This is a genomic window from Nocardia transvalensis NBRC 15921, from assembly GCF_000308875.1.
Classification (GTDB): domain Bacteria; phylum Actinomycetota; class Actinomycetes; order Mycobacteriales; family Mycobacteriaceae; genus Nocardia; species Nocardia transvalensis.
In genome coordinates this window covers 39,380-50,743 of sequence record NZ_BAGL01000065.1, presented here as the reverse complement: position 1 = coordinate 50,743, position 11,364 = coordinate 39,380, and the positions used below count along the sequence as shown (strand labels likewise).

The 11,364-nt window shown below is 69.8% G+C and carries 11 protein-coding genes; 5 read left to right on the top strand and 6 right to left on the bottom strand.

What is annotated here, in order from left to right; genetic code table 11:
* The first annotated feature begins 161 nt into the window (after window positions 1–161).
* Together ON41_RS24095 and ON41_RS24090 are read left to right on the top strand one after the other, a co-directional pair.
* Window positions 162–1,286 carry a GNAT family N-acetyltransferase gene (locus ON41_RS24095; RefSeq protein ID WP_083905598.1) on the top strand — a complete coding sequence of 375 codons (1,125 nt, stop codon included), beginning with the start codon at window positions 162–164 and terminating at the stop codon, window positions 1,284–1,286.
* A 25-nt stretch (window positions 1,287–1,311) separates the two neighbouring features.
* The gene (locus ON41_RS24090) at window positions 1,312–1,866 is read left to right on the top strand and encodes a YaeQ family protein (protein ID WP_040750019.1); all 555 of its coding nucleotides are present in this window, start codon (window positions 1,312–1,314) and stop codon (window positions 1,864–1,866) included.
* A gap of 95 nt (window positions 1,867–1,961) precedes the next feature.
* Here the strand turns inward: ON41_RS24090 and ON41_RS24085 are convergent, their stop codons facing one another.
* On the bottom strand, window positions 1,962–3,179 hold the full coding sequence (locus ON41_RS24085; RefSeq protein ID WP_276325754.1) for a pyridoxal phosphate-dependent aminotransferase: 1,218 nt from the start codon (window positions 3,177–3,179) through the stop codon (window positions 1,962–1,964).
* Between the two features lie 85 nt (window positions 3,180–3,264).
* Here ON41_RS24085 and ON41_RS24080 point away from each other — a divergent pair, with 85 nt between their 5' ends.
* Entirely contained in the window at window positions 3,265–3,861 is a 597-nt protein-coding gene (locus ON41_RS24080; protein ID WP_040750018.1) for a winged helix-turn-helix transcriptional regulator, read from the top strand.
* A 5-nt stretch (window positions 3,862–3,866) separates the two neighbouring features.
* Here the strand turns inward: ON41_RS24080 and ON41_RS24075 are convergent, their stop codons facing one another.
* A complete protein-coding gene (locus tag ON41_RS24075; RefSeq protein WP_246829597.1) occupies window positions 3,867–4,385 on the bottom strand; it encodes a dihydrofolate reductase in 519 nt (172 codons plus the stop codon).
* Window positions 4,386–4,766: 381 nt separating this feature from the next.
* Between ON41_RS24075 and ON41_RS24070 the strand changes: the two genes are divergently transcribed.
* The gene (locus ON41_RS24070; protein WP_051162336.1) at window positions 4,767–6,299 is read left to right on the top strand and encodes a mannitol dehydrogenase family protein; all 1,533 of its coding nucleotides are present in this window, start codon (window positions 4,767–4,769) and stop codon (window positions 6,297–6,299) included.
* Entirely contained in the window at window positions 6,296–7,012 is a 717-nt protein-coding gene (locus ON41_RS24065) for an HAD family hydrolase (RefSeq protein ID WP_246460865.1), read from the top strand. Before ON41_RS24070 ends, ON41_RS24065 begins: the two co-directional genes overlap by 4 nt.
* A gap of 99 nt (window positions 7,013–7,111) precedes the next feature.
* Here the strand turns inward: ON41_RS24065 and ON41_RS24060 are convergent, their stop codons facing one another.
* The 4 genes from ON41_RS24060 to ON41_RS24045 form a co-directional block, all read right to left on the bottom strand.
* Window positions 7,112–8,404 carry a sensor domain-containing diguanylate cyclase gene (locus ON41_RS24060; RefSeq protein WP_040750017.1) on the bottom strand — a complete coding sequence of 431 codons (1,293 nt, stop codon included), beginning with the start codon at window positions 8,402–8,404 and terminating at the stop codon, window positions 7,112–7,114.
* A gap of 30 nt (window positions 8,405–8,434) precedes the next feature.
* The gene (locus ON41_RS24055; protein WP_040750016.1) at window positions 8,435–9,244 is read right to left on the bottom strand and encodes an SAM-dependent methyltransferase; all 810 of its coding nucleotides are present in this window, start codon (window positions 9,242–9,244) and stop codon (window positions 8,435–8,437) included.
* Between the two features lie 304 nt (window positions 9,245–9,548).
* Window positions 9,549–10,313 (bottom strand): glucose 1-dehydrogenase, encoded by a 765-nt coding sequence (locus tag ON41_RS24050; protein ID WP_040750015.1) that lies wholly within the window; start codon window positions 10,311–10,313, stop codon window positions 9,549–9,551.
* A 142-nt stretch (window positions 10,314–10,455) separates the two neighbouring features.
* Entirely contained in the window at window positions 10,456–11,292 is an 837-nt protein-coding gene (locus tag ON41_RS24045; RefSeq protein WP_040750014.1) for a helix-turn-helix transcriptional regulator, read from the bottom strand.
* Window positions 11,293–11,364 lie beyond the last annotated feature (72 nt).

Genomic DNA, 11,364 nt, shown 5'->3' with positions numbered 1-11,364 from the left:
TCACTGTGATCCGAATCGTTTCGGTTCGTTACCGTGGCACGTAGCATCGCCGTTCGGCGCGGCGCGCGCCGTGACTACCGGGAGGTGCCGTGACGATCGCTCTCGACGTGCTGTCGGCAGAGGCGGATATCCTTGCCGCGCAACGGATATTCCGTACCGCGATGGTGGGCTTGCCGCCGGTGTCCGGTACCACCGGGTTGAACGAACCGGGCCGTACGCTCGGCGCGCGGGTGGACGGCGAGCTGGTCGGTACCGCGAACTCCTTCACCAGCTGGCTCGTCGTGCCCGGTGGTGCCAGGGTTCCGCACGCCGCGGTCACCCATGTCGGTGTCCTGCCGAGCCACACCCGGCGGGGGATCGTGAAGGCGCTGCTGCACCGGCAGCTGGCCGATTTCGCGGCCCGGGGTGAGATCGTCGCCTCGCTGCGGGCGTCACAGGGCGGCATCTACGAACGGTTCGGCTACGCCGTGGCGACGTCCGCGGCGCAGCGCGAGGTCGATCGGAGTCGTGCCCGGCTGCGTGACACCGTGGCCGCTTCCGGCCCGGTGCGATTCCTCGATCCGGCGCAGTCGTGGGAGACGCTGGCGAAAATCTATGCGACGGCGAATGTTTCGTGGGTCGGCGCGATCGACCGGCCGTCGTACTGGTGGCGGTTGCAGGAACTGTTCTACGGCCGGGACGGGTACGCGGTCGTACACGGACATCCGGGCAGCGAGGACGGTTTCGCGCGCTACCACGCGGTCCCCGCCGCGGGATGGGCCCGGGGCAGCGCCGAACGCGTCGTCGTGGTGGACGATCTGGTGGCCACCACGCCGGACGCCTATCGGGGCCTGATCCGGCACCTGCTGGCCACCGATATCGTCGACCGGATCACCTTCCCGTCGTCGGCGCCGGACGATCCGCTGCGGCATCTGCTGACCGACGAGCGCGCGGTGACCGTCTCGGGCGTGCGCGACGAGACGTGGCTGCGGCTGGTCGACGTGCCGGCGGCCCTGGATCGGCGCACCTACCGCGACGGCGAACCCGTCCTCGTCGCGATCACGGATCCCGTCCTCCCCGCCAACACCGGGACCTACCGCATCTCGGGGGACGGCGTCCGGCGCGTGACGGAACCCGCCGACCTGACCGCCGACGTCGCCGCCCTCGCGGCGGTGTACCTCGGCGGCGCGACCTGGCGGCAGCTCGGTCTGGCCGGGCGGGTCGCGGCACACCGGCCCGAGGCCCTCGCCGCCGCCGATCGGCTCTTCGCGACCACCGAACCGCCGTACAGCGGAACCTGGTTCTGAGGGGCGCGACTAGGCTCCCGTTCCCGTGGCCCTCAACGCGACTCTGTACACCGTCACCGTCCAGCTGGCCGATACCGACCGCGACGTCCATCGGGAGCTGGAGCTGCGGGTGGCGCGGCACCCGTCGGAGACAGCCGAATTCATGCTGACGCGCCTGCTGGCCTACTGCCTCGAATACGAGGAGGGCATCGCGTTCAGCGACGGCGGCGTCTCGTCCACCGACGAGCCCGCCGTCCTGGTCCGCGATCTCACCGGACGTCTCACCGCCTGGATCGAGGTCGGCGCGCCCGATGCCGAGCGCGTGCACCGCGGCAGCAAACTCGCCGACCGCATCGCCGTCTACACCCACCGCGACCCTGCGAAAGTCCTTGCGCCGCTGGCGGGCAAGAAGATTCACCGGGCCGGGGAGATCCCCGTCTACGCCTTCGACCGCGCCTTCGTCGACGCGGCCGCCGCCGCCCTCGAACGCCGCACCACCCTCGCGCTGTCCGTGGTCGAACGCCAGCTGTACCTCGATATCAACGGGGCGGATCTGAGCACTGCGATCGAGGAGCATCACATTCCTTCTGGCGGAAGGTGATTCCGGCCAAAAGCGCGCCGGAAACATAGGGCACCTCGTTTCCGGCGTTCTCGCGCTCTCGCTCACGTGTCCCGGCATGCTTTTGGCCGGGATCCCTACTGGCGATAAGTAGCCAGAAAACGCCCGATGCGTTCGATGATCGCCTCCAGCTCGTCGGCGTGGGGGAGGGTGACGATGCGGAAGTGGTCGGGTCGCGCCCAGTTGAATCCGGTGCCCTGCACGATGTGCAGCTTCTCCTGGAGCAGCAGGTCCAGGACGAACTGCTCGTCGTCGTGGATCGGGTACATCGACAGGTCGATGCGGGGGAAGGCGTACAGCGCGCCCTGCGGCTTGACGCACGAGATGCCGGGAATCGTGTTGAGCGCCTCCCAGGCCCGGTCGCGCTGCTCGCGCAGCCGCCCGCCCGGCAGGGTCAGGTCGTAGATGCTCTGATGCCCGCCGAGCGCGGCCTGAATCGCTTGCTGCGCTGTGACATTCGCGCACAGGCGCAAGCCGGCGAGCATCGTGAGCCCCTCCAGATAGTTCCCGGCCTGCTGCGTCGGCCCCGAGACCACCAGCCAGCCGGACCGGAATCCCGCACATCGGTAGGACTTCGACAGGCCGGAGAAGGTGAGGCACAGCAGATCGGGAGCCAGCGAGGCGACGGCGGTGTGCGCCGCGTCGTCGTAGACGATCTTGTCGTAGATCTCGTCCGAGAACACCACCAGGTTGTGCCGGCGCGCGATGTCGAGCAGCTGCCGCAGCACCTCGGGCGGATAGACCGCGCCGGTGGGGTTGTTCGGGTTGATGATCACCAGGCCCCGGGTGCGGTCGGTGATCTTGGCCTCGATATCCGCCATATCCGGATACCACCCGGCCGCCTCGTCGCAGACGTAGTGCACCGGCCGGCCGCCGTTGAGCGTGGTGGCCGCGGTCCACAGCGGGAAGTCCGGCGCCGGGACGAGCACCTCGTCGCCGTTCTCCAGCAGCGCCGTCATCGCCATCATGATCAGCTCGGAGACGCCGTTGCCGAGGAAGACCTCCTCGACGTCGACATCGTTCACCCCCAGGGTCTGGTAGTACTGCACCACCGCGCGCCGGGCCGGCAGCAGCCCCTTGGACGTGCAGTAACCGCTGGACGCCGGGAGCGTGCGCACGATGTCCTGCAGGATCTCCGGCGGCGCCTCGAACCCGAACAGCAGCGGGTTGCCGGTGTTCAGCTTCACCACGTGATGACCCTCGGCCTCCAGTCGTGCCGCGTGCTCGGCCACCGGTCCGCGAATCTCGTACGACACTCCGGACAGCTTGCTCGACTGCTTGACCTGCATGGACATCCCTTCTCCGCTGCGTTTCCGCACACTCTACTTGGTAGTTCCAAGTTCTTGCTTGGAATTTCCAAGTGTCGGATACAGTGGGTGCGTGCCACGCCGAAGTTACGACCACTACTGCGCCGCCAGCCGGGCTCTCGACGTCGTCGGCGATCGGTGGAGCCTGCTGGTGGTGCGCGAATTGTGTTCGGGCCCACGCCGTTACAGCGATCTGTTCGCGGATCTGCCCGGTATCAGCACCGATGTGCTCGCCGCCCGGCTCAAGGATCTCGAACGCGACGGCGTCCTCGCCCGGCATCGGACCGGGCCGCGCGCGACGACCGTGCGCTACGAACTCACGCCCGCCGGCGCGGCGTTGCGGCCGGTGCTCGACGCCCTCTCGGAATGGGGCACGCCGCTGCTCGGGGAGCGCCGGACCACCGATGCCGTCCGCGCCCACTGGTTCGCCCTGCCGCTGGGCCGCGCGCTCGCGCGCGAGAGGGGGAGCGGCGCCGTCACCGTGCACGTCGGCGAGACGGTCTTTCACGTCGTGATCGGCGACGACGGAATCACACACCACGACGGTCCCGCGCCCGGTGCGGACGCCGAACTCCGGCTCGATCTGCCCACCGCGACCGCCGTCGCCACCGGTGCGCTCACCCTGGCCGAGGCGGCCCCGGGATTCCCGTGGCCGGACCGGGCGGCCTGAGGCCGCTACTGGCGGGCGTAGCTGCGGAAGATGTACCAGTCCTTACCGTTCGTGGACCTCTCGGCCCCGGTGGTGAAGGCCATGATGAAATCGCGGGAGATCTCCGGGGCGTACACATCGCCCTCGACGTCGGTGGACACCTCGGTCACCGAGATCACGCTCGCGAACGGCATCGCCGCGCGGAGGACGTCGCCGCCGCCGATCACCCACACCTCTTCCGGATCGGTGAGTGCCAGGGCTTCCTCGACGGATCCGGCGCACTCCGCGCCCTCGGCGAACCAGTCCGGATCGCGGGTGACGACGATCGTGCGGCGGCTCGGTTCTGTGTGGGCCTCCTCGGGCAGCGCGTCCCACGTCTTGCGTCCCATGACGATCGTGTGCCCGGTGATGATGTCCTGGAAGTGCTTCAGATCCTCCGGGACGTGCCACGGCACGGTGCCGTTCGCCCCGATGACATGATCGCGGGTCTGCGTCCAGATCAGCCCGATTGTCCGCTTGCGCGAGGGGATCGCTGCTGGGCTCACGGATTCAGGATAGCCATTTCATCGGATATGCCAGTTATTTATGAGCAATCGGGTGTCGGGTGTCGCGGATCGGTTCTCCGGACGGTGCGGGTCGTCCGGCGGTCGCCGGAAGTGCGCGGGCGTGCCGGTGTGCGCAAGGTCACGACTTTTTCTCCGGTGTCGGTATCGCCGGAATTTCCGGCCTTCCGGAACGCACACTGAAATGCGAATTTACGGAGTATTTGCGGGCCGCGGCACATGTGTACGAAATGTTAAGAACACGGTTGTGGTTCGCCGCGCGGTCGAAATCCCGGGGAGTTGCGTCTAGCGTCCGAAACGCGCCTGATTCAGCGACGATTCGACGCTTCACTCGATCCCGGACCAGTACTTGGAGGCCCGCGTATGCGTGTGTCACTGAATACCGCGCTCGCCGAACCGGCTATTGTTCCCCGCCTGTCCGCGAGAAATCTTTCCCGGCTGCCCCCGGGCGTCGCCCGCCCGCAATTCGCCCCGTCCGCGCTGTCCACCGGCATAGTTCATCTGGGCTGCGGCGCATTTCACCGCGCCCATCAGGCGCTGGCGACCCAGCACGCGATCGGGGCCGACGGCGACCGACGCTGGGGGATAGCCGCAATCGCGATGTCGAGCCCGGATGTCGTCACCGCGCTGCGGGCGCAGGACAACCTGTACACGACGCTGCTGCACGACGGCGGCCGCACCCGCGCCGAGGTGGTCGGCACGATCACCGAGGCCGTGCACGCGCCCACCGACCCGGTCGGCGTGGCCCGCCGCATCGCGGATCCGCGGGTGCGGGTGGTGACCCTGACCGTGACCACCGACGGCTACTGCGTCTCCCCGGTCACCGGCCGCTTGGACGCCGGGTGCGATCGGGTGGTCGCGGATCTGCGCCGCCGCGCCCGGCCCGGCACGGCGATCGGCATGCTGGTCGCGGGGCTCGCCGAGGTGCGCCGCCGCGGCGGCATACCGCCCGCGGTGATCAGTTGTGACAACATGACCGCCAACGGACGCCAATTACGCAGTGCCGTCATGGATTTCGCCGCGCTGCACGATGATCGGCTGGCCGCGTGGATCGGCCGTAACGTGCGCTTCCCGTGCAGCGTGGTCGATCGCATCGTGCAGCCCGGCTCGGCGACCGATGCCGCGGTCGCGCGAAACTGGCTGGGCGGCATCGACGATCGCGCGCCGGTCTCGGCGGAATCGTTCCTCACCTGGACCATCGAGGACTTCGACGGCGAACGTCCCCGCTGGGAGGCGGCGGGCGCGCGGTTCGTCGGCGACGTCACCGACCACGAGAAGGCGAAACTGCGCCTGCTCAACGGAACCCACTTGCTGCTGGCCTACCTCGGCGCGTCGGCCGGGCACGCGACGATCGCGCAGGCGGCCGCGGATCCGGCGCTGGCGGCGCTGGCACGGCAGTTCATGCTGTGCGAACAAGCGCCGACCCTGGCCCTCTCGGGCGCCGAACTGCACCGGACGGTCGACGATCTGCTGCGGCGGTTCCGCAATCCGGCGATCCGCCACGATATGACCAGGGTCGGGCGCAACGGCTCGGACAAGCTGCGGCCCCGCGTGGTCGCGGCGATGAGCGACAATATCGCGGTGCGGCGGCCCACCCCGGCGGCGATCTTGACGATCGCGGCATGGATACGCTGGTTCGAGGCGCCGTGCGCCGACGGCGCGGTTATGCGGCCGGACGATCCGCGGGCCGAGGAGCTGGCCGGACTGGCCGCCGAGGCCGACCCGCACCGGCGGGCGGAGCTGTTCCTGCGGCGCGCGGACATCTTCGGCGCGATCCCCGATCGCGACCGGGTCGCCCGCGCGGTGGGCGACGCGGTGACGGAGCTGTCCCGCGACAGTGTGACGGATGTGGTGCGGCGGCGACTGCTGCCGGAATTCGAAGGGAGTGCCGGATGAGCGGCGACGGTGTGAACACGATGCGGATCGGTGGCGAAAGGCCCGTGCGCGCGGTGGTTTTCGATATGGACGGCCTGCTGCTGGATTCGGAGCGGCTGGCGATCGAGTCGCTGATCAGCTCCGGCGCGGAACTCGGGTACGACCTGCCGCTGGAGTTCTGCCGCGGCATGATCGGCCAGCCCGCCGACCGCTGCCGCGAACTCGCCGCGGCGGCGTACGGCGACGGATTTCCCGTGGCGGAGTTCTTCACCCGGCACGAGGCCACGCTCGCCCGCTTCGTCGACGCCGGTCGGCTGACGGTCAAACCGGGCGTCACCGAGCTGCTGGACGCGCTCGACGCCCAGGCGATCCCGCGCGCCATCGCCACCTCCTCGGGCCGCGAGCGCACCGATCACCACCTGCGGGTCGCCGGTATCCACGGCCGGTTCGACGCGATCGTCACCCGCCAGGACGTCGCCCGCGGCAAACCCCACCCCGAGCCGTACCTCACCGCCACCGCGGCCCTCGGCGCCGACCCGGAACACACACTCGCCCTGGAGGATTCGCCCAACGGCCTGCGCGCCGCCCACGCCGCCGGCCTCCGCTGCCTCCTGATCCCCGACCTGGTATCCCCCACCCCCGAAACCCGCACCCTGGCCCACCGCGTCTACCCCGACCTCTACCAGGCCATCACCTACATCACCACGGCAAACACGGCCCCCGCGGCCACCTGACGAGGACCACGCATCACCTCGCGTTGTTGCGACGCGTCACCGTGCCGTTGTTTCCGCCACCACCGTGCTCTTGTTTCCGGCACGCTCTTGGCCGGAAACCTAGTGAGGTTGACGGGAACCCGGCCGATGCCGCGCCGCCTTGTTGCGATACATGGCGGTATCCACGGTATGCATCAGGTCGTCGATGGCCTCGGGATGCTGGGTCACCAGGGCCGTGCCGATCGATGCCCCGATCGAGATCGATTGCCCCGCAACGGCTATCGGCTCGGCGAGGGCGGCCAGCAGTTGTCCGGACAGCGCGACCAGGCGGTCCGCGTCGGTGCATTGCTCCAGCATCACGATGAACTCGTCGCCGCCGAGGCGCGCGGCCATACCCGCGGGTGGTGAGACGACGGCGCGCAGCCGATCGGCCACGGCTCTCAGCACCCGGTCGCCGACGGTGTGCCCGAACTCGTCGTTGACCTCCTTGAACCCGTCGAGGTCCAGGTAGCACAGGCCGATCGGCGGGGTGGTGCGCGCGAGCCGGTCGAAGAACAGGACCCGGTTGGCCAGGCCGGTGAGGTGGTCGTGGTGGGCGTCGTGCCACAGCTGATCGGCCAGCGCCTTGCGCTCGGTGATATCGACCGAGACGCCGATCAGGAACCGGGCCCGCCCCTCCGTGTCCCGCACGGCCGACATCGACAGGTCGATCACGGTCGTGCTGCCGTCCGGCCGGGTGGTGTTGGTCTCGATCCGGAACCGGTCGATATTGCCGGCCAGCAGCTGTTCGAACTGGGCGTACGCCGGGCCGATATTCTCGCTGCCCAGCACGTCGGCGACCGAACGCCCGGGAATGAGTTCCGCTGGGACGCCGAGCATCTCGGCCATCGCGGCATTCACGTCCAGTACCGTGCCGGTGCTGACGTCGATGGTGCCGATCCCGACCGAGGCCCCGGCGAAGATGGCACCGAACCGGGCCTCGGACAGCTGCCGCTGCGCCCGCGCCCGCTCCACGGCGTCCAGCGCCGCGGTCAGGGTGGACTCCTGCTCGGCCAGTGCGGTGACGCGCAGCGCGGCGGTGAACCCCGCCGCGAATTCGGCGGCGACGGTGATCGCGCGGTCGCGCAGGTCCTCGAAGCCGGGATCCGCCCGGTCCGGGCACAGCGCCGTCACCATGTCGCGGCAGATGATCGGCACCGTCCTGCTCACCGCCGACTCGTCCCGGTAGTTCACCGCGACCAGCGCCGCCGCGGCCGAACGGGCGACCTCGAGATCGGCCTTCCCCTCGAGTACCGCCAGCAGTTGGTCGCACAGGCCCGTGAGCAGTTCCTCGATCTGGGTCCGCGTCAGGGCCGGCGCGACCACGCCGTCGAGCGCGTCGGCCCACCGCGGCGCCACCTCGTGCGAACCCACCTGCTGCCCCTGCCTACTCGGATGCCCTGCTCAGCGTCTGGCCCCCACGCCCGCCAGGCCGAGCGAGCGGCCGGGCGCCTCGTGCAGATCGCGCTCGGACTCCGGCCGCCACTGCGGTAGTTCGACCACGCCGGGCTCGATCAGCTCCCAGCCGTCGAACATGGCCGTGATGGCGGCGCGATCGCGGAAGCGGATGCCGACGTGGCTCTCGTTGGCGGAATGGTCACCGAGCCGGGCCGCGTCCTCGGGGCGCTGCGCCGAGGTCAGATGGGAGACCGCCACATAGCTGCCCGGCACGACCGCATCGCGCAGGGCCGCGACCATCCCCGCCGGATTCTCCGTGTCCTGCAGCAGATGCAGCACCGCCACCAGCAGCAGACCCACCGGCGCGGTGAAGTCGATCAGTCCGGTCGCGCCGGCCGCGGCCAGCAGCTCGTCCGGTTTGCGCAGATCCGCCTGGATCGCGCCGGCCCGCTCGTTGTCCATCAGGATGGTGCGGGCGTGGGTGACCGCGACCGGATCGATGTCGACGTACAGGACCCGGATGTCCGGATCGATCGCCTGCGCCACCTCGTGCACATTGCCCGCGGTCGGGATGCCCGAGCCGACATCGAGGAACTGCCGGATGCCCTGGTCGGCCATGAAGCGCACCGCCCGCCGCAGGAACGCGCGGTTGCTCAGTGCCAGCCGGGGCAGGTCGGGGACGAGTTTCTTCCCCGCCTCCGCGGCGAACCGATCGATCTCGAAATTGTGCGATCCGCCCAGCAGAGCGTCGTACATTCGCGCCGGGCTCGCCCGCGTCATGTCCACGCCCTCGGGCGCCCATGCCGGCCTGTCCACTCGAAACCCCTCTTACCTTCGATCCGTGCCGCCCCCGAGCGAGCGGTTCGGCCCGCGGCTGAGATGTGCGCGCTCACCCACGGTGTACTGCGCATATTAGCCCTCCTTCCGGTGTGTCCGGAGGGCGGTATCAGCACGTCTCGGATCGAATACGCGCCCGGCGGGCACCCCTCGTCACCCGCCGGACACGCATTTCTCGCCTTCCGGCCGCCACACCGATTCGACGTTCGCGGCCCGGTAGGGGCCGCCGGGACTAGGACGGATCGGGCGCGGCGAATTCATCGGTCGCCCGCAAGGGGATTCGTCACGCGGCCGGAATCGCCGCGACCAGGCCGCCGTCGACGACCAGATCCTGGCCGTTGATGTAGGCGGCCTCCCCGGAGGCGAGGAAGGCGACCGCGTCGGCGACCTCCTCGGCGGTGCCGAACCTGCCCGCGGCGATCCGGTCCAGCACCTCGGCGCGCGCCTCGTCGGGAACATTGTCGTAGAACATGGGCGTGGTGATGTAGCCGGGGCTGACGGAGTTGACCCGAATCCCGGTGGGCGCCAACTCGGCCGCGAGGGTGTGGGTCAGATTGTGCACGGCGGCCTTGGTCGCCGAGTACAGCGAGCCGCCGGGCAGCCCCCGATGCAGCGTCCACGACGCGTTGATCACGACGGCCGCGCGATCGGCCAGCAGCGGAAGGGCCTTCTGGACAGTGAAGTACACGCCCTTGAAGTTGATCTCCACCAGGCGGTCGAACTCGTCCTCGGTGACCTCGCCGAGCGGACCGAACGCCGCGACTCCGGCATTGGCGAACAGGACGTCCAGCCGCCCGTAGCGTTCGCGCACGGTCGCGGCCAGCGCGTCGAGGTCGGCGACAGTCGAGGCGTCCCCGGCCACGGCCAGAACGCGGTCGCCGCCGTCGAGGCTGCGGACCGCCGCGTCGAGCCGGGACCGATCGCGTCCGGTGACGATCACGTCGGCCCCCTCGGCGAGCAGGCGCCGCGCGGCGGCCAGGCCCATACCGCTGGAGCCGCCCGTGACGAGTGCGATCTTGCCGGTGAACCGATTGCTGCTGTGTGTCATGGCAACCAGCGTGCGGCCGGGCGCACGCGGCAACCAGAGCGCGATGAGCCTAGGCGTGACACCACCAGGCTAGGCCGCGCCGCGGTCTCACCAGTTTGGAACCGCGCCGTGGTCTTACCAGGCTTGGAACCGCGCCGTGGTCTCACCAGGCTTGGAACCGCGCCGTGGTCTCACCAGCTTGGAACCGCGCCGTGGTCTCCGGCCTGGGGTTGTACAGCTCGAGGAACCAGTTCGGATGATCCACGACGGACAGGGTCGTCATATCGAACTCCAGGTCACCGAGGTCCGGGTGGCGTACGGCCTTCACCGCCTGCCCGGGCACGCCCACCTCGTGCCGCGCCCACAACCCGGCGAAATCGGCGCTCGCGGAACGCAATTCCTCGATCACCCGCGCGAAGCCGGGATCGCCCGGCGCCCGCGCCGCATCGGCCCGGAACGCCGCCACCACCGCCGGCGCGGCCGTCGCCCAGCGGATGTGCAGATCGCGGTACCGCTCGTTGGTGAAGAACGAGATCAGGCAGTTGCGGTCGGCCGCACCGAATCCGAACACCCGCCGCGCGGCCTCGTTGACCCCCAGCAGATTCCAGTACCGGTCCCGCAGGATCGCCGGACGGGGCGACCAGGCGTCGAGCAGCCGCCGGAGTTCGGGCGTGACGTCACCGTCCGGAGCCCGCCCGGCGAGCGGGGGATTGAGCCCGGCCAGCAGGTACAGGTGCGCGCGCTCGGCCTCGCTCAGCCGCAGCGCCCGGCCCACCGCATCCAGCACCTCGGCCGAGACCGTGATGTCGCGCGCCTGCTCGAGCCACGTATACCAGGAGACCCCGACACCGGCCAGCACGGCGACCTCCTCGCGCCGCAGCCCCGGCGTGCGGCGCTTGCCGCCGGAGGGCAACCCGACGTCGTCCGGCGTGAGCCGGGCCCGGCGGCTGCGCAGGAAGTCCCGCAACTGTTCGCGCCGTGCGGAATCGCTCGTTGTCACCTCCGATAACTATCACAGCTGGTCGGTGCGGCAGGGGCTTCCCTAACAGACCGTTAACTAAACCTTTGCCCC